A 23,778-nucleotide genomic window follows, 5' to 3' on the forward strand; every position below is an offset into this window, starting at 1 on the left:
AGTATCACCGTGAACGAACAGGCAGCGAACGAACCCATCGCCATCCGGGTCAACGCCGGCGCACCGTACGACGTGACCATCGGCCGGGGACTCCTCGGTGAGGTGGCCGCGGCCGCGCAGGGCGCCGACCGCATCGCGATCCTGTATCAGCCGCCGCTGGCCAAGACCGCCGAACAGATCCGAGAGTATCTGGCGGACAAGGGGTTCGACGCCCATCGCGTCGAGATCCCCGACGCCGAGGCGGGCAAGGACCTCTCTGTCGCGTCGTTCTGCTGGGAGGTGTTCGGCCGGATCGGCCTCAAACGTAACGACAAGGTCATCAGCCTCGGCGGGGGAGCCGCCACCGACCTCGCCGGGTTCGTCGCGGCGACCTGGATGCGCGGCATCGGGGTCATCCACATCCCGACGACCCTGCTGGCGATGGTCGACGCCGCCGTGGGCGGCAAGACCGGCATCAACACCGAGGCGGGCAAGAACCTCGTCGGCTCGTTCCACGAACCCGACGCCGTCCTGATCGACACCGGCACGCTCGAGACCGTCCCGCGCAACGAGATCGTCGCCGGACTCGCCGAGGTCATCAAGACCGGGTTCATCGCCGATCCGACGATCCTCGACATCATCGAGGCCGACCCCGAGGCCGCCCTCGACCCGACGTCGCCGGTACTGCCCGATCTCATCCGGCGCTCGGTGCAGGTCAAGGCCGACGTGGTGTCCGCGGACCTCAAGGAGTCGTCGCTGCGCGAGATCCTCAACTACGGGCACACTCTCGGCCACGCGATCGAGCGCCGCGAGCGTTACCGCTGGCGTCACGGCGCGGCGGTGTCGGTGGGTCTCGTGTTCGCTGCCGAACTCTCGCGCCTGGCCGGCCGCCTCGACGACGCCACGGCGGATCGGCACAAGGCGATCCTGGATCTCGTGGGGCTGCCGACGACCTATGACCCGGATGCGTTCGCCGATCTCCTGCAGGGGATGGCGGGGGACAAGAAGAACCGTTCCGGCGTGCTGCGTTTCGTCGTGCTCGACGGACTCGCCAAGCCGGGCCGGCTCGAAGGGCCCGACCCCGGCTTGATCGCCGCTGCCTACTCGGCAGTGGCCGGTGGCTCAGCGGAGAAGAGTACGTCGGTGCTGCTCTAGTCCAGCGCTGCACAAACCCACCCCTTTTCCGCAAACCCAGCCCGTCCGAGCGTGGTGAGTTTGTGGAAAAGGGGTGGGTTTGCGGGTAGACGGACGGTCAAGGCAATGTCAGCGGATCTCCCGAGTTGGAGCATCCGTGTCGGCATGACGATCCTCGTGCACCGACCAGTCGTCGTCGGCTGCGCCCTTGTTCTGGTCGCGCCGGACGAGGAAACGGCCGATCGCAGCGCCGACGAAGGCCGGGACGAAGACGAGCAGTGCGGTGAACGACGCCCCGGCGATGAGCTCGATGAACAGGCTGGCCTGCCCGATGCCGGCCAGGACGACCGTGCCGAGGATCCAGGAGATCAACCCGGCGAGGACGCCGGCGAGGACACCGGCCTGCAGCCAGCGCACGGTCAGATCCTCGTAGTCATCGGGATCCGGGTTGGCGCGGGCGTCGCGGATGCCGTCGTAACCACCCCACACCAGGGCGATGAGCACGACGACCGCGATCGCGATGGTGCGCCAGATCGTCGAGTTCAGTGGCGCCTGCACCACGGCGAATCCCAGCAAGACGCGGGCAAGGACGTGAACTGCGGTCATCGTCAGACCGCGCACCAACCACGAAGACATGCGCGTCATCTTACGCACGGGGGTGGTGACAGCGGACACACCTGGTCGAAGTGGCCGGGTTTCGCGGGTCGGGCGGGTTCGCGCGGCTGGGGCGCCGGCCGTAGCGTGGCCAGGGTGCCGATCAACCATGACACCGCAGGCCGCCGCGCCCGGCTGCGTGCCGAGCTGCGTACCGCGGACGACCCGGTCTCGTTCTTCGTCGTCTCCGACCTCGTCAACGTCCGCTACCTGACCGGGTTCACCGGCTCCAACGCCGCCGTGCTGATCGACGTCGACGATCCGGCCGGCGACCGGATCGCCACCGACGGCCGGTATCTCACCCAGGTCGCCGAACAGGTGCCGGACGTCGAGCCGATCATCGAACGCGCGGCGGCGCGTGCCCTCGTCGACCACGCCCGGGCCGCCGGGGCGGGTCGCGTCGGCTTCGAAGCCGACACCGAGACCGTGGCCGCCCACCGAGCGCTGTCCGCGGCTGTCGGGGACTCCGGGATCGAACTCGTCAGCACGACCRGTGTCGTGCAGAACCTCCGCGCGGTCAAGGAACCGGGGGAGATCGAGCTGCTCCGGGCGGCGTGCGCGATCGGGGATGCGGCCCTGGCGCAGATCATCGCCGACGGCGTCCTGCGGGCCGGGACGACCGAGCGGCAGGTCGCGCGTGCGCTCGAGTGGGAGATGTATCGCCTCGGGGCCGACGGGATCGCGTTCGAGACCATCGTGGCCGCCGGCGCCCACTCGGCGATCCCACATCATCGGCCCACCCACACGGCTCTGGCGGACGGCGATCTGGTCAAGATCGACTTCGGCTCGGTGGTCGGCGGGTATCACTCCGACATGACCAGGACCTTCGTCCTGAGGCGCGCGGCGTCGTGGCAGCGGGACCTCTACGAACTCGTCGCCACCGCACAGGCCGCCGGCCGCCGGGCCCTCACGCCCGGGGCCGACCTGCGGGCGGTCGACGCCGCGGCCCGCGACGTGATCGCCGACGCCGGCCACGGCGAGAACTACGTGCACGGTCTCGGTCACGGAGTGGGGTTGGAGATCCACGAAGCGCCGGGAATCGGCAAACTCGCGGCGGGTACACTGCCATGCGGTGCTGCGGTCACCGTGGAGCCCGGTGTCTACCTACCCGGATGGGGTGGGGTCCGGATCGAGGACACATTGGTGGTCACCGACGGCGACCCCGACCTGCTGACCGCCACCGACAAGACATTCACCGTCATCTGACTGCAAGGGAACGAAAACCACATGGCATCCACCGCCGACTTCAAGAACGGCCTCGTGCTGCGCATGGACGACCAGCTCTGGCAGATCATGGAGTTCCAGCACGTCAAGCCGGGCAAGGGCCCCGCGTTCGTGCGCACCAAGATCAAGAACGTGCTGAGCGGCAAGACCGTCGACAAGACCTTCAACGCGGGCGTCAAGGTCGAGACCGCGACCGTCGACCGTCGCGACATGACCTTCCTCTACAACGACGGCACCGACTACGTGTTCATGGACGCGCAGGACTACGAGCAGTTCTCCTTGCCGCCGGCCACCGTCGGCGACGGCGCCCGCTTCCTGCTGGAGAACATGACCGTGCAGGTCTCGCTGAACGAGGGCAACCCGTTGTTCGTCGAACTGCCGGTCACGGTGGAGCTGATCGTCGCCCAGACCGATCCCGGACTCCAGGGCGACCGTTCCACCGGCGGCACCAAGCCCGCCACGCTCGAGACCGGCGCCGAGATCCAGGTTCCGCTGTTCATCAACACCGGTGACAAGCTCAAGGTCGATTCGCGCGACGGCAGCTATCTCGGCCGCGTCAACTCCTGACCTGTGAAACAACCCGGAACCCGACACAAGGCGCGGCGGCGCGCGGTGGACCTTCTCTTCGAGGCCGAGGCCAAGAAGGTCAGTCCCGCGCAGCTCGTCGCCGAACGTCGTGAATACGTCCGCTCGGACGAGAGCGTCGGCTCGATCCACGACTACACCGCGACCGTGATCCAGGGACTCGCCGAGGACCAGGGTCAGGTCGACGCGGTCATCTCGTCGTATCTGCGTGACTGGACCCTCGAACGCCTCCCGGCCGTCGACCGCGCCATCATGCGACTGGCGACGTGGGAGCTGTTCAACTCCCTCGACGTCGACACGATCGTCGTCGTCGACGAGGCGGTCGAACTCGCCAAAGAACTCTCGACCGACGACTCGCCGGCCTTCGTGAACGGCGTGCTGGCCAAGATCGCCGAGCTCGCGCCGCAGGTCCGGGCAGCCGCTTCCGCCGAACCCGGTGGGGCCGCACCCGGACGGCCGGAGCCCAACTGATCCGCACCGGGTGTGGCGTACGTCGCGGGAATTCGTCGGCGTCGCCGCCCGGTGTAGAGTGTCGCGAGACAGACATCCTTTAACGATCCGTCCTGCGAGGCGGAGAAGGAGGTCGGCCTTGGCCAGCCCCGCTCCCAGGGTGCTGCTCGATGCCGCTGACGTGTCGCGCACGATTGCCCGTGTCGCACACCAGGTCATCGAGAAGACTGCTCTGGACTCGCCCGACGCACCTCGCGTCGTCCTCATCGGAATCCCCACTCGCGGAACATCTCTCGCCACCCGGCTGGGTGCCAAGATCGGCGAATTCGCGGGCGTCGACGTGCCGGTGGGATATCTCGACATCACGCTCTACCGCGATGATCTGCGCGGCAAGCCACACCGCCCGCTCGAGCGGACGATGGTGCCGGCCGGTGGCGTCGACAGCGCCATCGTGATCCTGGTCGACGATGTCCTCTACTCCGGACGGACGGTCCGTGCCGCGCTCGATGCACTGCGCGATCTCGGTCGTCCCGCGGCCGTGCAACTCGCGGTCCTCGTCGACCGTGGCCATCGCGAACTCCCGTTGCGCGCAGACTATGTCGGCAAGAACATCCCGACGGCCCGCGACGAACAGGTCTCGGTCCATCTCGTCGAACACGACGGCATCGACGAGGTCGTCCTCGCCTCGGCGTCGAATCCGATTGCCGCGGAGAGTGATTCATGATGCGGCATCTGTTGTCGACGCAAGACCTCAGCCGTGACGATGCCACCGCCCTCCTCGACGACGCCGAGCGTTTCGAGCAGGCCCTGACCGGGCGTGAGGTGCGCAAACTGCCGACGCTGCGCGGTCGGACGGTGATGACCGTGTTCTACGAGAACTCCACCCGCACCCGGGTCTCCTTCGAAGTCGCGGGCAAGTGGATGAGTGCCGACGTCATCAACGTCAGTGCTTCGAGTTCCTCTGCGGGCAAAGGGGAGTCGTTGCGCGACACGGCCAAGACCCTGCACGCGGCGGGCGCCGACGCGCTGATCGTCCGGCATCCGGCGTCGGGTGCGCCGGCCCAGATCGCCGACTGGACGACCACGCCCGACGGTGACGGTCCCGCGGTGATCAACGCCGGCGACGGAACGCACGAGCATCCCACGCAGGCGCTCCTCGACGCGCTGACCCTGCGACAGCGGCTCGGTTCGCTCGAGGGCAGGCGGATCGCGATCGTCGGCGACATCATCCACTCCCGCGTCGCGCGGTCGAACGCCCACCTGCTCTCGACGCTCGGCGCCGAGGTCGTCCTGGTGGCGCCCCCGACGCTGCTGCCGGTCGGGGTGGACCAGTGGCCGGTGAGCGTCTCGGGAAGTCTCGACGCCGAGCTGCCGGCCGTCGACGCCGTCATGATGCTCCGCGTCCAGGCCGAACGCATGAACGGGGGGTTCTTCCCGAGCGCCCGCGAGTACTCCGTCCGGTTCGGGCTCAACGACCGGCGACTGGGATTGCTGCACGACGACGCGGTGGTCCTGCATCCCGGTCCGATGTTGCGCGGTATGGAGATCGGCTACTCGGTGGCCGACTCGCCGAAGGCGACCGTTCTCGAACAGGTCCGTAACGGCGTGCACGTCCGCATGGCGGTTCTGTTCCGGCTGCTCGTCGGCTCTGATTCCGCGGGAGCACGCCTGTGACCGCCCACGACATCGTGTCAGGAGATGTGAAGTGACCGCCCGCACCGGATCCGTTCTTCTCCGCGCCGTCCGTCCGTACGGCGAGGGAGAGCCGATCGACGTCCTGGTCGTCGCCGGCGTCATCAGCGAGATGGGTTCCGCGGTCACAGCGCCCGACGGCACCGAGACGATCGACGGCAAGGGCGGCGTGCTGCTGCCGGGGTTCGTCGACCTCCACAGCCACCTGCGGGAGCCGGGCCGCGAGGACACCGAGACCATCCGGTCGGGTTCGGCAGCCGCCGCGCTCGGCGGTTACACCGCGGTCTTCGCGATGGCCAACACCAGCCCGGTGGCCGACAACTCGACCGTCACCGACAACGTGTGGCGGTCCGGGCGCGAGGTCGGACTCGTCGACGTGTACCCGGTCGGCGCCGTGACCGTGGGTCTGGGCGGCAAGCAGCTCGCGGAGATGGGCATGATGGCCGCCGGTGCCGCCGGCGTGCGGATGTTCAGCGACGACGGCAAGTGCGTCGACGATCCGCTCCTGATGCGCCGTGCGCTCGAGTACGCGACCGGGCTCGGCGTCCTCATCGCACAGCACGCCGAGGAGCCGCGACTGACCGTCGGTGCCGTTGCCAACGAGGGGCCGACGGCCTCGCGCCTCGGTCTGGCGGGCTGGCCGCGTGCGGCCGAGGAGTCGATCGTCATCCGCGACGCCCTGCTCGCGCGCGACGCGGGTGCGCGCATCCACATCTGCCACGCCTCGACCGTGGGTACTGTCGAACTGCTCCGCTGGGCCAAGGACCAGGGGATCGCGATCACCGCCGAGGTGACCCCGCATCACCTGCTGCTCGACGACTCGCGGCTGGAGACGTACGACCCGGTCAACAAGGTGAATCCGCCGCTGCGCGAGGTCCGCGACAAAGAGGCGTTGCGACAGGCGCTGGCCGAGGGGATCGTCGACTGTGTGGCCACCGACCACGCCCCGCACGCCGCGCAGGAGAAGTGTTGCGAGTTCGCCCAGGCCAAGCCCGGCATGCTCGGCCTGCAGACCGCCCTGCCGATCATCGTCGAGACCCTCGTCAAGCCCGGCCTGCTCGACTGGCGCGGCGTCGCGCGAGTGATGAGCGAGCGGCCCGCGCAGATTGTCGAACTCACCGATCAGGGTCGTCCGATCGAGGTCGGCGAGCCGGCGAACCTGGCCGTCGTCGACCCGGACACGTCCTGGGTGGTGCACGGTCCCGAGCTGGCGAGCTTGTCGGCCAACACCCCGTTCGAGTCGATGACCATGCCCGCCACCGTCACCGCGACGGTGCTGCGCGGCGTGGTGACGGCCCACGACGGGCAGGTGACCCGATGACCGCGAGACCCAGGCGTGGACTGGTACCGGCGATCCTCGCGGTGCTGGTGGTCGCCTCGGTGCTCGCGTCGCTGCTCGGATACGGCAAAATCGTCTTCAACGCCTGGTTCATCGGCGTGGTCGCACTGCTCGCCCTCGGGGTGGCGTCGGTGTTCTACCTGCTGGCGACCGGGAATCGGAAGAAGACCGCGGCGCAGGCCGACGTGATCGGCACGCTGCCGACGATCCCCACCGAGCCGGGCGCGGTACTCAGAGGTCCAGATACCGGCCTCTACCTCGGCAGCACCATCGCGCCGAGCTGGCAGAACCGGGTGACCGTCGGTGACATCGGCGACCGGGCGTCCTCGGTGCTGACCGAGTTCGAGACGGGCATCCTCATCGCGCGTCAGGGAGCCAGTGACCTCTGGATTCCCCGGGAATCGATCACCGCGGTCCGGACCGAACGCGGCATCGCGGGCAAGGTGATGACCGCCGACGGCGTCCTCGCCATCCGCTGGGTCCTGCCCAGCGGCACCGAGATCGACTCCGGGGTGCGCGCCGACGACAAAACGATCTACCCCGGCTGGGTGAGCGCCTTCGCCGGGACGCATGACAGTGGACACGGGCCACAGGGACAAGGGGCACAGGAATGAACACAGCGGTCTTGGTGCTGGAGAACGGCCAGGTGTTCACCGGCCGGAGCTTCGGCGCAGTCGGCCAGACCCTTGGCGAGGCGGTGTTCTGCACCGCGATGACCGGCTATCAGGAAACCCTGACCGATCCGAGCTACCACCGGCAGATCGTGGTCGCCACGGCGCCGCAGATCGGCAACACCGGCTGGAACACCGAGGACGGCGAGAGCACGGGCAGCGCCGGGAGCACCGGCGTCGACGGTGACTCGGGCAAGATCTGGGTCGCGGGGTATGCGGTTCGCAACCCCACCCGACGCGTCTCCAACTGGCGCGCGACGACCTCCCTCGCAGAGGAGCTGGACCGTCAGGGCATCGTCGGGATCGGCGGTATCGACACCCGCACCGTGGTGCGCATCCTCCGCGACCACGGGTCGATGAAGGCCGGGATCTTCTCCGGCCCGGCGCTCGCCGACACCGACGAACTCGTCGCCCGCGTGCGCAACCAGCCGGACATGAAGGGCGCCCGGCTGGCCGACGAGGTCACCACCGACAGCGGTTACGTGGTCGAACCCCTCGACCAGCACCGGTTCACGGTGGCCGCCATCGACCTGGGCATCAAGACCAACACGCCGCGGATGTTCGCCGAACGCGGCGTCCGCACCCACGTGCTGCCCGCGACCGTCGCGCTCGACGCCATCGCCGACCTCAAGCCCGACGGGGTGTTCCTCTCGAACGGTCCCGGCGACCCGGCCACGGCCGACGACATCGTCGAACTCACCCGCGGGGTGCTCGGCCAGGACATCCCGCTGTTCGGCATCTGCTTCGGCAATCAGATCCTGGGCCGCGCGCTCGGCCGGTCGACCTACAAGATGAAGTTCGGCCACCGGGGCATCAACATCCCGGTCGTCGACCACGCCACCGGCAAGGTCTCGATCACCTCGCAGAACCACGGCTTCGCGCTCGAAGGCGAGGCGGGCGAGGAGTTCGACTCCGACTTCGGCCGCGCCCGGGTCAGCCATGTCTGCGCCAACGACGGCACCGTGGAGGGCGTCGAGCTGCTCTCCGGCCGCGCCTACTCGGTGCAGTACCACCCCGAGGCGGCCGCCGGTCCCCACGACGCCGCCTACCTGTTCGACAAGTTCGTCACCCTGCTCGAAGGGGACAAGTCCCAAGGAGCGAGTGCCTGATGCCGCGCCGCGAAGACATCAACCACGTCCTGGTCATCGGGTCCGGGCCGATCGTCATCGGTCAGGCCTGCGAGTTCGACTACTCCGGCACGCAGGCCTGCCGGGTCCTCAAGGCCGAGGGCCTGCGGGTCAGCCTGGTCAACTCGAACCCGGCCACGATCATGACCGATCCGGAGTTCGCCGACGCCACCTACATCGAGCCGATCACAGCCGAGTACGTGGAGAAGGTCATCGAGGCCGAGCGCGACGCCGGGCATCCCATCGACGCCGTGCTGGCGACCCTCGGCGGTCAGACCGCGCTCAACACCGCTGTCGCACTGCACGATCGCGGCTCGCTGGAGAAGTACGGCATCGAGCTGATCGGCGCCGACTTCGACGCCATCCAGCGCGGCGAGGACCGGCAGATGTTCAAGGACATCGTCGAGAAGGTCGGCGGGGAGAGCGCGCGGTCCCGCGTCTGCCACACGATGGACGAGGTGCGGGACACCGTCGCCGAGCTCGGGTTCCCGGTCGTCGTCCGGCCGTCGTTCACCATGGGCGGTCTCGGCTCGGGAATGGCTTACGACGACGAGGACCTCGACCGGATCGCGGGCGGCGGTCTCGCCGCCTCCCCGACCGCGAACGTCCTCATCGAGGAGTCGATCCTCGGGTGGAAGGAGTACGAGCTCGAGCTCATGCGCGACAACCGCGACAACGTGGTGGTCGTCTGCTCCATCGAGAACCTCGACCCGGTCGGCGTCCACACCGGCGACTCGGTGACCGTCGCCCCGGCGATGACGCTCACCGACCGCGAGTACCAGATCATGCGCGACCTCTCCATCGACATCCTGCGCGAGGTCGGCGTCGACACCGGCGGCTGCAACATCCAGTTCGCCCAGGACCCACGCGACGGCCGCCTCGTCGTCATCGAGATGAACCCGCGCGTGTCGCGGTCGTCGGCGCTCGCGTCGAAGGCCACCGGCTTCCCGATCGCCAAGATCGCCGCGAAGCTCGCCATCGGGTACAGCCTCGACGAGATCGTCAACGACATCACCAAGGAGACGCCGGCCTGCTTCGAGCCGACGCTCGACTACGTCGTGGTGAAGGCTCCGCGGTTCGCGTTCGAGAAGTTCCCGGGCGCCGACGACACGCTGACCACCACGATGAAGTCGGTGGGCGAGGCCATGAGCCTCGGTCGCAGCTTCGCCGAGGCGCTCGGCAAGGTCATGCGGTCGCTGGAGACGAAGGCCGGCGGCTTCTGGGCCGAGCCCAACCGCCCCGACCCGGCGACCGTTGACCTGCCCGCACTGCTCGAGGACATCAAGACCCCGCGCGACGGCCGGTTGTACAAGCTGATGCTCGCCTTCGAGGCCGGCGCGACGATCGAGGACCTCTACGAGGCCACCGCGATCGATCCCTGGTTCCTCGCCGAGATCGGCGGGATCGCTGCGCTCGGAGCGGAGATCCGCGACGCCGACACACTGGACGAGCCGTTGCTGCGCGAGGCCAAGTCCACCGGCTTCTCCGACCGTCAGATCGCCGCTCTGCGTTCGGATTTCGCCGACGAGGCAGCCGTTCGCGCCCACCGGATCGGGCTGGGCGTGCGGCCGGTCTACAAGACCGTCGACACCTGCGCGGCTGAGTTCGAGGCGAAGACGCCGTACCACTACTCGAGCTACGAACTCGACCCCGGGGCGACCAGTGAGATCGCGCCCCAGACGGAGCGCCCCAAGGTCCTGATCCTCGGTTCGGGCCCCAACCGCATCGGTCAGGGCATCGAGTTCGACTACTCGTGTGTGCACGCCGCGCTGACCCTGTCCGACGCCGGGTACGAGACCGTCATGGTCAACTGCAACCCGGAGACGGTGTCGACGGACTACGACACCGCCGACCGCCTCTACTTCGAGCCGCTGACGTTCGAGGACGCGCTCGAGGTCTACCACGCCGAATCGCAGTCGGGAACCGTCGAAGGTGTCATCGTCCAGCTCGGCGGCCAGACGCCACTCGGTCTCGCGCACCGTCTGGAGGAGGCCGGGGTGCCGATCGTCGGCACCAGCCCGGCGGCCATCGACCTCGCGGAGGATCGCGGCGAGTTCGGGAAGGTGCTGACCGAGGCGGGGCTTCCGGCTCCAGCGTTCGGTACCGCGACGAGCTTCGACGAGGCCCGCGACACCGCCGCCCGGATCGGGTACCCGGTGCTCGTCCGGCCGTCGTACGTCCTCGGTGGACGCGGCATGGAGATCGTCTACGACGAGAAGTCCCTGGAGGACTACATCTCTCGCGCGACCGAGCTGACCCCGGATCATCCGGTACTGGTCGACCGGTTCCTCGAAGACGCGGTGGAGATCGACGTCGACGCCCTCTGCGACGGCGACGAGGTCTACATCGGCGGCGTCATGGAGCACATCGAAGAGGCCGGAATCCACTCCGGTGACTCGGCGTGCGCGTTGCCGCCGGTCACTCTCGGCCGCGCCGACCTCGAGATGGTGCGGACCTCGACCGAGGCGCTGGCCAAGGGCATCGGCGTCAAGGGTCTGCTCAACGTCCAGTACGCGCTCAAGGACGACATCCTCTACGTTCTCGAGGCCAACCCGCGTGCGAGCCGAACGGTCCCGTTCGTCTCCAAGGCCACCGCGGTGCCCCTCGCCAAGGCGTGTGCGCGCGTCATGCTCGGCGCGTCGATCGCCGATCTGCGGGAGCAGGGCATCCTGCCCGCCACCGGCGACGGCGGAGAGGCTCCGGCGACTGCGCCGATCTCGGTGAAGGAAGCTGTGCTGCCGTTCAACCGGTTCCGTCGCCATGACGGCAGCGGGGTCGACAACCTGCTGAGCCCCGAGATGAAGTCGACCGGTGAGGTCATGGGCATCGACGCCGACTTCGGTCGCGCATTCGCCAAGTCGCAGACCGCCGCCTACGGCTCGCTCCCGACCAGCGGCAAGATCTTCGTGTCGGTGGCCAACAAGGACAAGCGGGCGCTGATCTTCCCGGTGAAGCACCTCGCCGATCTGGGGTTCGACATCCTGGCCACCGAGGGGACCGCGGACGTGTTGCGCCGCAACGGGATCAAGTGCGAGACGGTGCGCAAGCACTTCGAGGCCGCCGAGGGGCAGCGCACGATCGTCGACATCATCCGGGCCGGCGAGGTGACGATGGTGATCAACACCCCGTATGGCAACTCGGGGCCCCGCGTCGACGGCTACGAGATCCGGAGCGCCGCGGTGTCGGTGAACATCCCGTGTATCACCACGGTGCAGGGTGCCTCGGCCGCCGTGCAGGGCATCGAGGCCGCGATGACCGGCGACATCGGGGTGAGGTCGCTGCAGAACCGGCACGCCGACCTGGCCGGCCGCTCGTGACGGACGCGTCCGGGTTCGGCGGCCGCTACACGAGGGCGGTCGCCGAGCGCGGGCGTCTGTGCGCCGGGATCGATCCCCACGCCGCGTTGCTCGAGGAGTGGGGCCTCTCGGTGGACATCGACGGACTGTCGGCGTTCGCCGACATCTGCGTCGAGGCGCTGGGTCCGGTGGCCGCCGTCATCAAACCTCAGGTCGCCTTCTTCGAGCCGTTCGGGTCCGCGGGGTTCGCGGTACTGGAACGCGTCATCGCGGGCTGCCGCGAGGCGGGCGCCCTCGTCATCGCCGACGCCAAGCGCGGTGACATCGGTTCGACGATGGCCGCCTACGCGCAGGCCTGGTTGTCCGAGTCGTCGCCGCTGTGCGCCGACTCGGTCACCGCGTCTCCCTACCTGGGTTACGAATCCCTGCGCCCTGCACTGGATCTCGCGCGGTCCGGCGAGCGCGGCGTCTTCGTGCTGGCGCGGACGTCGAACCCGGAGGGCGGCGAGCTCCAGCGGGCGCAGGTGGGGGAGCGGACGGTCGCGCAATCGATCGTCGACGCCGCGGCCGCCGAGAACACGGACGGGACCGCGACCGTCGGTCTGGTCGTCGGGGCGACACGTGAGCACGGGCTCGATCTCGCCGGCTTCCGCGGCCCGATCCTGGCCCCCGGGCTGGGTGCCCAGGGTGCGACGGCCGCCGACCTGCCGATTGTGTTCGAGGGGGCCGACCCGGCCTGGGTGCTGCCCGCCAGTTCGCGCGGCGTGCTCCGAGCCGGGCCCGATCCCATCGCCCTGCGCGACGCTTTCGTCCGCGCCCGGGACGAGGTCGAGGCCGCGCTGGGCTGAGGTGCGGTCAGGAGTCGCGGGTTCGGGAGACAACCGGCGGTCGCCACGGCGAGGCCCGCTCCGGCGACCGCCAGTATCGACGACGATCGAATCGATCGATGCGGATCACTGCCCACCGGCGATAACTCTCCGCAGCACCGGCCGTTTGATCGACGTATCCGAATAGAGGGTTTCGTCACGACCGAGCGCTGCGATCTCATCGGGCGCGATGACAGGCTGAGATCCCGCACCTGCCGTTTGTACCGGATTCGGTCCGTTGAAGAAGACGTAGTAGCCGTCCGAGCCGCGGTCGGGATCGCTCGTAATGAACCCTCGGTAGCAGATGTTGGTCGTACCGGCCGCGGCGTTGAGCACTGAGCTGTCACTGGACATTGCGATGTAGATGAGGCGGTCCCAACGTCCGGATGGGGACCAGCCCGCGCGTCGGGCTATGTCGTCCAGACTTGTCGTGATGCCGGCGGTCGCTGCGAGTTCGTCAGCCACCCTGAAGAAGTCGGCCGACGGACCCAATGGGGCATCGTTGCTCCACAGGAAGAACTCGCGCGAGCACTCCTCCTGGGGCTTTTCGCCGAGCCTCGGGATCGGAAGGCACGCGGCCGCACCCAGGGCGGTCATCACAATGACGACGACGAGTGTCACACTGCGGATGCGTTGTGCAGTGAGCGTAATCTGCCCGGTCACGTGGTCGGCGCCGGCAACGGGATGTCTGTCTTCAACGCAATTCCTGTCTCATGTTTCGCGACCTTGTCGCTCCACTCGATCTCTCCGTTCTCGTCCAAGACGACCGTGCGGCCTTCGGTTATGGCTTTGTCCACCAGCTCGGCGAGCCTTTGCGGGTCTGCGTCCGGATTCTCGGTCGCGATCCGTCGTCCCACCTCGTTGTTGTAGAGATCCATGGCCTCACGGCTGGCTGGGTTTCCGCCTAGGCCTTCATGAGCAGTCGCGAACCTCGTCGTCCACTCCTGACCGAAACGGTCGGTCATGAGCGCGTTCCAATACGTGTGGCGGAACGCGTCACCGTGGCCGTCTGCCAGTGAGTTCTCCCGCCTGTCACGATTCGGATGCCGTGCGGTGGCAACGGCATCCGCCTTCCACTGGATCTGGAAGAAGTCGTAGACGGCTCGCCAGCCCGTCACCGGTGTCGCCCCCATCTCGGCGAGCATGGTGACTTCCTCGGGCGTCATGAGGGTGGGCTTGAACGTCGGATCGAACCTGCGGATCGTGTCGAGCAGGTCGCCCGACGGCCACAGGCGCGCTCCGCCCTTGGACGCGTCGACCTGATACTCGCGGAGGATCTCGGCGAGCCGGGGATCGGAGTGGTGACCCGCCGCTCCTGCTTTCACGGAGTCGGGGAGTTTCTCGAGGATCCGTCGCAGCCCTTCGGACCCGACCTTGTCGATCTCCTCGATGCGCCGCAGAGAACCGCGGATCTCCTTGGTGAGGTAGCTCTCCAGTGACTCCTTCTGCACGATCTTGACCTGGTAGGCCAACTTCCAGGTCTTCAGCCATTCGAGGTTCGACTTCGTCGAGTAGACCTCCCCGTCACCGGCGACGGCGAGTTCGAATTCCGAGCCGAGTGCCTCGGCCTTCTTTGACCTCACGTTCGCGATCTCGCCCTCCATCGACGCCAAGAGGGAATCGAACTTCCCGGCCAGCGACTCGATCACGGTGGCACTGCGATCGGCAGCGTCCGCGTGCGCGTTCGACGACTCCCGGGCGTCCCGTCCGCCGTCACTGCGCCAGGTACTCCAGTGAGCCGTCGAAGGTCGTTGCAGCTGCTCTGGCCGTACCCCTCAAGTCGGCGGACTTCGACGTCAACCGGCCACTGACCGTCTTCGCGCTGCCGAAGTCCCACGCCAGCACCTTCTCGACGGTGTACGCGACTTCATCCGACACCGCTCAGCCTCCCGCACGCATCTTCTCGCCCAGTTCGCGCACCCGCGCCGGAACCACCTTCATCAACCGCCCCCGATCAGCTACTTCCCCGAAAGTCAGATCATGCTAGCCGCGTGCACCGACGACGGCGGGCAGCTCTCCCCAGGGATGCCGTGGGACCGCCCGCGACACGCGCGGTGCCTCGGCCCAATCCCAGAATTTCCGGCCACATCACTGGTGTCACACGCGTCTCAGTCGAGGGACGTCCGGGCGAGAGGTCGTTCGCTTTGCTATCGACCACCTTGTCGCACGATGTTGCCCTGACCTGCGAGAATGTCACGAAACACGTAGTCAGCGCGGTGGGGGAGGCACTGAATCGGTGCTGTGCTCCCGTGAACGCACACGAGGCCCTACAACATGAGAAAACGCTCCGAAAACGGGGGGTCGCACTCGCAAATGCCTGCTCACGTGGGTACGGTCGCATTCGCCGCCAACATTTTGATGGCGTCGGCCGGGTGAAGACCCGGCTGACAGGCCGGCGATGGCGATCCAGCCTCGGTCGCACGGCAACAGAGCCTCGGACGCCCCCGGGCGAACGATGCAGTCCCACTCGAGAACGAAAGACGGAGGAACCCCGTGGCCCTTCCCCAGTTGACCGATGAGCAGCGCGCCGCTGCGTTGGAGAAGGCAGCTGCCGCTCGTCGCGTCCGCGCGGAGCTCAAGGAGCGCCTCAAGCGCGGTGGCACCGATCTCCAGCAGGTGCTCAAGGATGCCGAGAACGACGAGATCCTGGGCAAGATGAAGGTCTCGGCCCTGCTCGAGGCCCTGCCCAAGGTCGGCAAGGTCAAGGCGCAGGAGATCATGACCGAGCTCGAGATCGCCCCGACCCGCCGCCTGCGTGGTCTCGGCGACCGTCAGCGCAAGGCTCTGCTCGAGAAGTTCAGCTCCTGAGCGTGAGCAACCGAACCGGATACGGCAGCGGAACGAACCCGTGGACGCGGCGGTGAACCACCGCCCGGACCACGAGGGAACCGGACGCACGAGGGGTCGACTGATCGTTTTGGTCGGCCCCTCGGCCGTCGGCAAGTCCACCGTGGTCGCAGGGGTCTGCGCCGCGGTACCCGATGTCTACTTCAGCGTCTCGGCGACAACCCGGGACCCACGGCCCGGCGAGGTCGACGGCCGCGACTACCACTTCGTGTCCGCGGGCGACTTCGACAAGATGATCGCCGCCGACGAACTCCTGGAATGGGCCGAGATCCACGGCGGGCTGCAGCGCTCGGGCACCCCCATCGCCCCTGTGCTCGCCGCTCTGGAAGCCGGCAAACCGGTTCTGGTCGAGGTCGACCTGGTCGGTGCGCGCAACGTGGTGGCCCGGCTCCCCGAGGCGATCACCGTCTTTCTCGCGCCGCCCAGCTGGGACGAACTCGTCGCCCGCCTGACCGGGCGGGCCACCGAGACGCCCGAGGCGATCGAGCGCCGACTCGCCACCGCGCGCACCGAGATGGCCGCGCAGGACGAGTTCGACCACGTCATCGTGAACAGCGAAGTCGACCGCGCCGTCGATGAGTTGGTATCCTTGCTGGTCGGACCTGAACAGCCGGCCGCATCTGCGACCTGACCGGCCCTTTCCGACACCCAGACCTCGACGCAGGAGTTCGTGTGAGCACCCCGACCAATTTCGACATCACCGAGATCGCCGACGCACCGGCCTACGACACGCCGCTGGGGATCACCAATCCGCCGATCGATGATCTCCTCGACCGCGCGTCGTCGAAGTACGCACTCGTCATCTACGCAGCCAAGCGTGCGCGCCAGATCAACGACTACTACAACCAGCTCGGCGACGGCATCCTCGAGTACGTCGGCCCGCTGGTCGAGCCCGGCCTCCAGGAGAAGCCGCTGTCGATCGCGATGCGTGAGATCCACTCCGACCTGCTCGAGCACACCGAGGGCGAATAGTCGTCGTCGGTGATGACCAAACCGACCGGAACCCGGCGCCGCATCCTGATCGGCGTCGGCGGCGGGATCGCGGCCTACAAGGTCTGCTCGGTGATCCGACACTTCACCGAGTCCGGCCATGACGTCCGCGTCGTGCCGACCCCGGCTGCGCTCGAGTTCGTCGGCAAGGCGACCTTCGAGGCGCTGAGCGGTAACCCCGTCTCCACGACCGTGTTCGACGACGTCGACGAGGTCGCCCACGTCCGGCTCGGGCAGGGCGCGGACCTCGTGGTCATCGCCCCGGCCACCGCCGACCTCATGGCCCGCGCCGCACAGGGGCGTGCCGACGACCTGCTGACCGCGTCGCTGCTGACCGTGCGGTGCCCGGTGCTGTTCGTACCCGCGATGCACACCGAGATGTGGGAGCACCCCGCCACGCAGGCCAACATCGCAACGCTGCGGTCGCACGGCTCGGTCGTGATGACACCCGCGTCGGGCCGTCTCACCGGCACCGACTCGGGCCGCGGTCGTCTACCGGATCCGCAGGAGATCGCCCTGGTGGGCGAGCTGTTGCTCGATCGCGCCGACGCACTCCCGTACGACCTTGCCGGCGTCCGCGTGCTCATCAGCGCCGGCGGAACCCGGGAACCGCTCGACCCGGTCCGGTACCTCGGCAACCACAGCTCCGGCAAACAGGGCTTCGCGCTGGCCCGCGCCGCGGCCCAACGCGGCGCGAGCGTCACCGTCGTCGCCGGGTCCACCGCCGACCCGGGCGACCCGGCCGGGGTCACCATCGTGCGGATCTCCACCGCCGAGCAACTCGCCGACGAGATGACCAAGCGCGCCGCCGACGCCGATGTCGTGATCATGGCCGCCGCGGTCGCCGACTTCCGACCGGTTGCGGTCGCCGAGTCGAAGATCAAGAAGGGCGACGAKGGGCCGGCGCCGATCCACCTCACCACCAATCCCGACATCCTGCGCGGACTCGTCACCGCACGCGACGAGGGCCGCATTCCCACTGCCACCGTGATCGTCGGGTTCGCCGCCGAGACCGGCGATGAGACCGGCGGTGTCCTCGACCACGGCCGCGCCAAGCTCGCCCGCAAGGGCTGCGACCTCCTCGTCGTCAACGCCGTCGGCGACGGCAAGGCCTTCGGGACCGAGGACAACACCGGCTGGTTGCTCGCCGCCAACGGCGACGAGACCGCCTTGCCCTTCGGGTCGAAAACACTCATGTCGAGTCGGATACTTGACGAAGTGCGGCAACTGGTGCCTGATGGTCGAGGAGCTCGACCGACCGATTAGGTTGGAAACATCCCCGGCCAGTCGGACTGGCCGACACCGCCAGCGGCGCGGCGACCATCGACGCGCGTAGATCTCGAGAGGATCTGATGACCACCTCGTCACGCCTGTTCACGAGCGAATCCGTCACCGAGGGACACCCCGACAAGATCTGTGACGCGATCAGCGACTCGATTCTCGACGCCATCCTCACCGACGATCCGAAGGCGCGTGTCGCGGTCGAGACCCTCGTGACCACCGGACAGGTGCACGTCGCCGGCGAGGTCACGACCACCGCCTACGCCGACATCCCCAAGATCGTTCGCGACAAGGTCCTGGAGATCGGGTACGACTCGTCGACCAAGGGCTTCGACGGCGCATCGTGCGGCGTGAACGTCGCCATCGGTGCGCAGTCCCCGGACATCGCGGGTGGCGTCTTCAACTCGCACGAGAGCCGCAGCGGCATCTCGGAGGACGAGATCGACAGCCAGGGTGCCGGCGATCAGGGCCTCATGTTCGGCTACGCCACCAACGAGACCCCGGAACTCATGCCGGTTCCCATCGCGCTGGCCCACCGCCTGTCGCGGCGCCTCACCGAGGTGCGCAAGAACGGCACGCTCCCGTACCTGCGCCCCGACGGCAAGACGCAGGTCACCATCGAATACGACGGTGACACCCCGGTCCGCCTCGACACCGTGGTCCTGTCGACGCAGCATGCCGCCGACATCGACCTCGACAATCTCCTCGCGCCGGACATCAAGAAGCAGGTCGTCGACGCGGTGCTCGCCGAGATCGATCTGCCGACCCTCGACACCACCGACTACCGTCTGCTGGTCAACCCGACCGGCAAGTTCGTCCTCGGCGGTCCGATGGGTGACGCCGGTCTGACCGGCCGCAAGATCATCGTCGACACCTACGGCGGCATGGCCCGTCACGGCGGCGGCGCGTTCTCCGGCAAGGACCCGTCGAAGGTCGACCGCAGCGCGGCCTACGCGATGCGCTGGGTGGCCAAGAACGCCGTGGCCGCGGGACTGGCGAACCGCATCGAGGTCCAGGTCGCCTACGCGATCGGCAAGGCCGCACCGGTCGGCCTGTTCGTCGAGACGTTCGGCACCGAGAAGGTCGATCCGGCCGTCATCGAGCGGGTCATCACCGAGAACTTCGACCTGCGTCCGCTCGCGATCATCCGCGACCTCGACCTGTTGCGCCCGATCTACGCACCGACCGCCGCGTACGGCCACTTCGGTCGCACCGACGTCGACCTGCCGTGGGAGCGGACCGACCGCGCGGAAAAACTGCGGGCCGCCGCGGGTCTGTAGACCCTCTGCGGAAGTACTCTCACTGACACCCAAAGGAGCACGGGTCCCGGCCGCCGAGCTGCCGGTGGCCCGTGTTCTTCCTGTTCTGGGGCTCGCGCACCTCGACCGCCCCTTCGATTACCTGATCGACGTCGACCAGGACGTGGACGCCCAGCCCGGTGTTCGTGTCCGCGTGCGATTCTCGGGTCGGCTCGTCGACGGCTACCTCCTCGAGCGCATCGAGAAGAGCGATCATCCCGGCAAGCTGGGCTGGCTCGACCGGGTCGTGTCCGCCGAGCCGGTACTGACCCCGCAGCTGGCGACGCTGTGCCGCGTGGTGGCCGATCGGTATGCGGGCACGATGGGTGACGTCGTGCGCCTGGCCATACCGCCGCGGCATGCGCGTACCGAGAAGGAGACGACGCCCGACCCGGCTCCCGTCGTCGCATCGCCCGAACTCGCCGACTGGCATCGATATGCACTGGCCGACTCCTACGTGGAGAACCTGGCCGACGGTCATCCGCGGGCCGTCTGGCAGGCCCTACCGGGGGAGGACTGGCCGCGCCGTCTCGCCGAACTCGCCGCGGCGACCCTCGCAGCGGGACGCGGGTGCATCCTCGTCGTCCCCGATCAGCGTGACCTCGATCGGGTGTGGGCCGAGTGTGAGCCGTTGATCGGCGACCGTGGGGTCGCGCTGTCCGCCGGACTCGGACCCACCGTGCGCTACCGCCGATGGCTGGCCGTGCGCCGCGGTGCCGCGCAGCTGGTGATCGGTACCCGAAGCGCGGTGTTCGCGCCGGTCAAGGACCTGGGCCTGGTCGTCGTGTGGGATGACGGCGACGACAGCATGGCCGACCCGCGGGCGCCCTACCCGCATCCCCGCGAGGTGGCGGTGCTGCGGTCGCACCACGAGCGGTGCGGCCTGCTGCTCGGCGGGTTCGCCCGGACCGCCGAGGCGCAGGCGCTGGTGGTCTCGGGCTGGGCGCACGACCTCGTCGCCGACCGCACGACGGTCCGCACCCGCAGCCCCCGTGTCCAGGCCATCTCCGACGACGACCGGCAGATCGCCCGCGACCCCATGGCCCGGTCGGCGCGCATCCCCGAAGTCGCGTTCGACGCGGCGCGGTCGGCGTTCGCCGCCGATCGTCCGGTGATCTTCAGCGTCCCGCGCCGGGGTTACGTGCCGTCGCTCGCATGCACCCGCTGCCGCGAACACGCGCGGTGCCGGGCCTGTCACGGACCGTTGCAGCTCGATGCCGACCAACGACTGAGCTGCCGCTGGTGCGGACGGCCCGAACGGTCCTTCCGTTGCCCGGAGTGCGGCAACACCTCGGTGCGCGCGACGGTGACCGGTGCACGCCGGACCGCCGAGGAGCTGGGACGTGCCTTCGCCGGCGTGCCGGTGCTGACCAGCGGCGGCAACACGATCCTCGACGAGATCGAACCCGGCGCACGGCTCGTCGTCGCGACGCCCGGCGCGGAACCGGTGGCCCCGGGCGGATACGGCGCCGCGATCGTCGTCGACACCTGGGCCCAGCTCGACCGGGCCGACCTGCGTGCCGAAGAGCACGCGGTCCGGCGGTGGATGGCGCTCGCCGCGATGGTGACCCCGCACGGTGACGGTGGGCGAGTGGTCATCGTCGCCGACTCGGCGCTCGCACCCGTGCAAGCCCTGATCCGTTGGGACCCGGTGGGTTTCGCCTCGATCCAGTTGCAACAGCGCGTGGAACTCGGATTCCCCCCGGCGGTGACGATGGCCTCGGTCGACGGGCCGACCGGTGTGATCACCGACTTCGTCGAGCACCTCGAGTTACCCTCCGACGCCGATGTTCTCGGCCCGGTGCCGTTGCCGCCCGGCGTCCGCCCACCGGCCGGCAGTGCCGAGTGGGAGGCCGCCGCGGACGACGAGATGGATCGCATCCTGGTGCGGTTGCCGCGCAAGCACGGACGGCTCCTCGCCGAGGCGCTCGTCGCGGGCCAGGTGCGCCGCAACACACATCGACAGACCGGGCCGATCCGGGTGCAGATCGACCCGCCTACGATCGGATGAATGCGCATCGTTTTCGCCGGGACCCCCGAGGTCGCCGTGCCGTCGTTGCAGGCCCTCATCGACTCGCCCTCACATGAGGTGGTCGGGGTCATCACCCGGCCCGACGCCGTGTCCGGCCGCGGCCGCAAGGTGATGCGGTCACCCGTCGGACAACTCGCCGACAAGCATGCGCTTGAGGTGATCACCCCGCGCCGGCTGTCGGAGCCGGAGGTCGACGACGTGCTCCGGCGCTGGGCTCCCGACTGCGGTGCCGTCGTGGCCTACGGCGGGCTCGTATCGCCCGGACTGCTGGACCTGCCGCGCCACGGTTGGATCAATCTGCACTTCTCGGTGCTGCCCGCCTGGCGCGGTGCCGCTCCGGTCCAGGCCGCCATCGCCGCCGGCGACGAGGTGACCGGGGCCAGCACGTTCCGGCTCGAGAAGGGTCTCGACACCGGTCCGGTCTTCGGGGTGCTCACCGAGACCATCCGACCCACCGACACCAGCGGTGATCTACTCGGGCGTCTCGCCGATGCCGGGTCGGGACTGTTGCTGTCCACGCTCGACGGCCTCGAGGCCGGTGAACTCGCCCCCGAACCGCAGCCCACCACGGGGGTGAGCCACGCGTCCAAGGTCGAGGTCGAGGACGCGCGGATCCGCTGGGAACTGCCGGCACACATCATCGATCGCCTGGTTCGCGCGTACACACCAGCACCCGGACCGTGGACCAGCCTCGACGACGCGCGGATCAAGGTCGGGCCGGTGTCGGTCGCGTCGGCCGACGATCCCGGTCTGCCCGATGCGGCGCGGGACGGCGGCCTGGCGCCCGGTGCACTCGCCGTCACGAAGAAGGCGGTGTTCGTCGGAACCGGTTCGCAGCCGGTGAGACTCGGCACCGTACAGCCGCCGGGGAAGAAGCCCATGCCCGCCGCCGACTGGGCTCGTGGCGCGCGCCTGACCGACGGGACGGTCCTGGGATGAGCGGCAAGTTCCGGCAGAAGGACCTCGATCCCGCGCGCGTGGCCGCCCGCGACACCCTCCGCGCGGTGCGCGAACGCGACGCGTATGCCAACCTCGTCCTGCCGAAGATGCTGCGCGAAAAAAAGATCGAGGGACGAGACGCCGCCTTCGCCACCGAGCTGGCCTACGGGGCCGCGCGGGCCCAGGGTCTGCTCGACGCGGTGATCTCCTCCGCCGCGAAACGGCCGGTCGCCGACATCGACGGCACGGTGCTCGACGTCCTGCGACTCGGCACCTATCAGCTGTTGCGGACGAGGGTCGGCGCACATGCGGCGGTCTCCACGTCGGTTGACCTGGTGCGCGCCGAAAACGGGATGGGGCCGTCCGGTTTCGTGAACGCGGTGCTGCGCAAGGTCTCCCAGAAGGACGAGGGCATGTGGGTGGAAGAGCTCGCACCGTCGCCCGCGGACGATCTCGTCGGCTATCTCGCCTTCCAGTACGCACATCCGCGCTGGATCGCGGAGGTGTTCCGCGACGCTCTCGGTGGTTCGGCGGGACAGCTGCAGGCGGCACTCGCCGCCGACGACGAGCGACCGCCGGTACATCTCGTCGCTCGTCCGGGGTTCATGACCGCCGAGGAACTCGCCCTCACCAGCGAGGGGGAGGTCGGCGACTACTCCCCGTACTGCGTGTACCTCCCGGGCGGCGATCCCGGCGACGTCGCCGCGATCCGTGAGGGGTACGCGGGTGTCCAGGACGAGGGCAGTCAGCTGATCGCCCGTGCGGTGACCGTGGCCGAGGTCGCCGACGACGGTGGGCGGTGGCTCGACATGTGCGCCGGCCCCGGCGGGAAGGCCGCATTGATCGGTTCGCTCGCCGAGATCGACGGTGCCCGACTCGATGCGGTCGAGGTGTCCGAGCATCGCGCCGGCCTGATCTGCAAGGTCGTGTCCGACCTCCCGGTCACCATCCATGTCGCCGACGCCCGGTCCAGTGGGCTCGACGCCGGTTACGACCGCATCCTGCTCGACGCTCCGTGCTCGGGGCTGGGCTCGCTTCGCCGACGACCCGAATCCCGCTGGCGCCGGACCACTGCCGACGTCGACGAACTCGTCGTCCTGCAGAAGGAGCTCCTCGCCGAAGCGCTGCGTCTCGTGAAACCCGGTGGCATCGTGGTCTATTCGACATGTTCGCCGCACCCGGCCGAGACGACGGCGGTGGTGGCCGACGTCCTGGCGTCGACGGACGGTGTGCGCCAACTCGACGCCCGCCCGTTGGTGACGGTGGGCAAGCTCGGCCCGGACCTGTTGGGCGACGGACCCCACGTTCAACTCTGGCCGCATGTCCACGGCACCGACGCCATGTTCCTGGCGGCGTTGACGCGGGACTAGTTCC

At 68.7% G+C, this 23,778-nt stretch carries 23 protein-coding genes; 19 read left to right on the forward strand and 4 right to left on the reverse strand.

The features are described from left to right. Positions 1-9: 9 nt before the first annotated feature. Positions 10-1,134 (forward strand): 3-dehydroquinate synthase, encoded by a 1,125-nt coding sequence (gene aroB, locus A9310_RS20210; RefSeq protein ID WP_058250560.1) that lies wholly within the window; start codon positions 10-12, stop codon positions 1,132-1,134. A gap of 108 nt (positions 1,135-1,242) precedes the next feature. Here aroB and A9310_RS20215 read toward each other — a convergent pair whose 3' ends face one another. Beyond that, positions 1,243-1,749: a B-4DMT family transporter gene (locus tag A9310_RS20215; protein WP_065632219.1), complete on the reverse strand. Its 507-nt coding sequence runs from the start codon at positions 1,747-1,749 to the stop codon at positions 1,243-1,245. Between the two features lie 114 nt (positions 1,750-1,863). On the opposite strand from A9310_RS20215, the gene A9310_RS20220 reads away from it, so the two are divergent. The 10 genes from A9310_RS20220 to pyrF all read left to right on the forward strand — a co-directional run bounded on the left by A9310_RS20220 (position 1,864) and on the right by pyrF (position 12,999). Then, the gene (locus tag A9310_RS20220) at positions 1,864-2,973 is read left to right on the forward strand and encodes an aminopeptidase P family protein (RefSeq protein ID WP_065632129.1); all 1,110 of its coding nucleotides are present in this window, start codon (positions 1,864-1,866) and stop codon (positions 2,971-2,973) included. Positions 2,974-2,994: 21 nt separating this feature from the next. Next, the gene (gene efp / locus A9310_RS20225) at positions 2,995-3,558 is read left to right on the forward strand and encodes an elongation factor P (RefSeq protein ID WP_058250342.1); all 564 of its coding nucleotides are present in this window, start codon (positions 2,995-2,997) and stop codon (positions 3,556-3,558) included. A 3-nt stretch (positions 3,559-3,561) separates the two neighbouring features. After that, positions 3,562-4,047 (forward strand): transcription antitermination factor NusB, encoded by a 486-nt coding sequence (gene nusB / locus A9310_RS20230; protein ID WP_058250343.1) that lies wholly within the window; start codon positions 3,562-3,564, stop codon positions 4,045-4,047. Positions 4,048-4,165: 118 nt separating this feature from the next. Next, a complete protein-coding gene (gene pyrR, locus A9310_RS20235) occupies positions 4,166-4,750 on the forward strand; it encodes a bifunctional pyr operon transcriptional regulator/uracil phosphoribosyltransferase PyrR (RefSeq protein ID WP_065632130.1) in 585 nt (194 codons plus the stop codon). Beyond that, positions 4,750-5,700 carry an aspartate carbamoyltransferase catalytic subunit gene (locus A9310_RS20240; RefSeq protein ID WP_065632220.1) on the forward strand — a complete coding sequence of 317 codons (951 nt, stop codon included), beginning with the start codon at positions 4,750-4,752 and terminating at the stop codon, positions 5,698-5,700. Before pyrR ends, A9310_RS20240 begins: the two co-directional genes overlap by 1 nt. Before the next feature lie 31 nt (positions 5,701-5,731). Then, on the forward strand, positions 5,732-7,039 hold the full coding sequence (locus A9310_RS20245) for a dihydroorotase (RefSeq protein WP_065632131.1): 1,308 nt from the start codon (positions 5,732-5,734) through the stop codon (positions 7,037-7,039). Further along, entirely contained in the window at positions 7,036-7,671 is a 636-nt protein-coding gene (locus A9310_RS20250; RefSeq protein ID WP_065632132.1) for a hypothetical protein, read from the forward strand. The genes A9310_RS20245 and A9310_RS20250 overlap by 4 nt, the downstream gene beginning before the upstream one ends. Beyond that, complete coding sequence (gene carA, locus A9310_RS20255) at positions 7,668-8,837, forward strand: glutamine-hydrolyzing carbamoyl-phosphate synthase small subunit (protein WP_065632133.1); 1,170 nt, start codon at positions 7,668-7,670, stop codon at positions 8,835-8,837. The genes A9310_RS20250 and carA overlap by 4 nt, the downstream gene beginning before the upstream one ends. Continuing rightward, positions 8,837-12,172, forward strand: a complete 3,336-nt coding sequence (carB, locus tag A9310_RS20260; protein ID WP_065632134.1) for a carbamoyl-phosphate synthase large subunit — start codon at positions 8,837-8,839, stop codon at positions 12,170-12,172. Before carA ends, carB begins: the two co-directional genes overlap by 1 nt. Then, positions 12,169-12,999: an orotidine-5'-phosphate decarboxylase gene (gene pyrF / locus A9310_RS20265; RefSeq protein ID WP_065632135.1), complete on the forward strand. Its 831-nt coding sequence runs from the start codon at positions 12,169-12,171 to the stop codon at positions 12,997-12,999. The genes carB and pyrF overlap by 4 nt, the downstream gene beginning before the upstream one ends. 105 nt (positions 13,000-13,104) lie before the next feature. Here the strand turns inward: pyrF and A9310_RS20270 are convergent, their stop codons facing one another. The 3 genes from A9310_RS20270 to A9310_RS26040 all read right to left on the reverse strand — a co-directional run bounded on the left by A9310_RS20270 (position 13,105) and on the right by A9310_RS26040 (position 14,895). Continuing rightward, positions 13,105-13,680, reverse strand: coding sequence for a hypothetical protein (locus A9310_RS20270; RefSeq protein ID WP_065632136.1), 576 nt, complete (start codon positions 13,678-13,680; stop codon positions 13,105-13,107). Then, the gene (locus A9310_RS20275) at positions 13,677-14,666 is read right to left on the reverse strand and encodes a hypothetical protein (RefSeq protein WP_065632137.1); all 990 of its coding nucleotides are present in this window, start codon (positions 14,664-14,666) and stop codon (positions 13,677-13,679) included. Before A9310_RS20275 ends, A9310_RS20270 begins: the two co-directional genes overlap by 4 nt. A 64-nt stretch (positions 14,667-14,730) precedes the next feature. Continuing rightward, on the reverse strand, positions 14,731-14,895 hold the full coding sequence (locus A9310_RS26040) for a hypothetical protein (protein WP_159370731.1): 165 nt from the start codon (positions 14,893-14,895) through the stop codon (positions 14,731-14,733). Positions 14,896-15,510: 615 nt separating this feature from the next. On the opposite strand from A9310_RS26040, the gene mihF reads away from it, so the two are divergent. From mihF to A9310_RS20315, 8 genes are all read left to right on the forward strand, one after another. Continuing rightward, complete coding sequence (gene mihF / locus A9310_RS20280) at positions 15,511-15,825, forward strand: integration host factor, actinobacterial type (protein WP_004021989.1); 315 nt, start codon at positions 15,511-15,513, stop codon at positions 15,823-15,825. Between the two features lie 40 nt (positions 15,826-15,865). Then, complete coding sequence (gene gmk, locus A9310_RS20285; protein ID WP_139104698.1) at positions 15,866-16,495, forward strand: guanylate kinase; 630 nt, start codon at positions 15,866-15,868, stop codon at positions 16,493-16,495. A 41-nt stretch (positions 16,496-16,536) separates the two neighbouring features. After that, positions 16,537-16,836, forward strand: a complete 300-nt coding sequence (rpoZ, locus tag A9310_RS20290; RefSeq protein ID WP_004021987.1) for a DNA-directed RNA polymerase subunit omega — start codon at positions 16,537-16,539, stop codon at positions 16,834-16,836. Positions 16,837-16,848: 12 nt separating this feature from the next. Further along, positions 16,849-18,120 carry a bifunctional phosphopantothenoylcysteine decarboxylase/phosphopantothenate--cysteine ligase CoaBC gene (coaBC, locus tag A9310_RS20295; RefSeq protein WP_065632138.1) on the forward strand — a complete coding sequence of 424 codons (1,272 nt, stop codon included), beginning with the start codon at positions 16,849-16,851 and terminating at the stop codon, positions 18,118-18,120. A gap of 83 nt (positions 18,121-18,203) precedes the next feature. Further along, positions 18,204-19,415, forward strand: coding sequence for a methionine adenosyltransferase (gene metK, locus A9310_RS20300; protein ID WP_211539986.1), 1,212 nt, complete (start codon positions 18,204-18,206; stop codon positions 19,413-19,415). 64 nt (positions 19,416-19,479) lie between these two features. Next, on the forward strand, positions 19,480-21,444 hold the full coding sequence (locus tag A9310_RS20305; RefSeq protein ID WP_065632140.1) for a primosomal protein N': 1,965 nt from the start codon (positions 19,480-19,482) through the stop codon (positions 21,442-21,444). Next, positions 21,445-22,404 carry a methionyl-tRNA formyltransferase gene (gene fmt / locus A9310_RS20310; protein WP_065632141.1) on the forward strand — a complete coding sequence of 320 codons (960 nt, stop codon included), beginning with the start codon at positions 21,445-21,447 and terminating at the stop codon, positions 22,402-22,404. Continuing rightward, positions 22,401-23,774 carry an RsmB/NOP family class I SAM-dependent RNA methyltransferase gene (locus tag A9310_RS20315; RefSeq protein WP_065632142.1) on the forward strand — a complete coding sequence of 458 codons (1,374 nt, stop codon included), beginning with the start codon at positions 22,401-22,403 and terminating at the stop codon, positions 23,772-23,774. Before fmt ends, A9310_RS20315 begins: the two co-directional genes overlap by 4 nt. Positions 23,775-23,778: the final 4 nt, after the last annotated feature.

This window comes from Gordonia sp. UCD-TK1 (genome assembly GCF_001691435.1).
Classification (GTDB): Bacteria; Actinomycetota; Actinomycetes; order Mycobacteriales; family Mycobacteriaceae; genus Gordonia; species Gordonia hongkongensis.

Bases quoted from the DNA above. Each gene is read 5' to 3' on its own strand.
- A9310_RS20215 (WP_065632219.1), bottom strand. From the start codon at position 1,749: ATGTCTTCGTGGTTGGTGCGCGGTCTGACGATGACCGCAGTTCACGTC.
- efp (WP_058250342.1), top strand. From the start codon at position 2,995: ATGGCATCCACCGCCGACTTCAAGAACGGCCTCGTGCTGCGCATGGAC.
- A9310_RS20240 (WP_065632220.1), top strand. From the start codon at position 4,750: ATGCGGCATCTGTTGTCGACGCAAGACCTCAGCCGTGACGATGCCACC.
- A9310_RS20250 (WP_065632132.1), top strand. From the start codon at position 7,036: ATGACCGCGAGACCCAGGCGTGGACTGGTACCGGCGATCCTCGCGGTG.
- carA (WP_065632133.1), top strand. From the start codon at position 7,668: ATGAACACAGCGGTCTTGGTGCTGGAGAACGGCCAGGTGTTCACCGGC.
- carB (WP_065632134.1), top strand. From the start codon at position 8,837: ATGCCGCGCCGCGAAGACATCAACCACGTCCTGGTCATCGGGTCCGGG.
- fmt (WP_065632141.1), top strand. From the start codon at position 21,445: ATGCGCATCGTTTTCGCCGGGACCCCCGAGGTCGCCGTGCCGTCGTTG.
- A9310_RS20315 (WP_065632142.1), top strand. From the start codon at position 22,401: ATGAGCGGCAAGTTCCGGCAGAAGGACCTCGATCCCGCGCGCGTGGCC.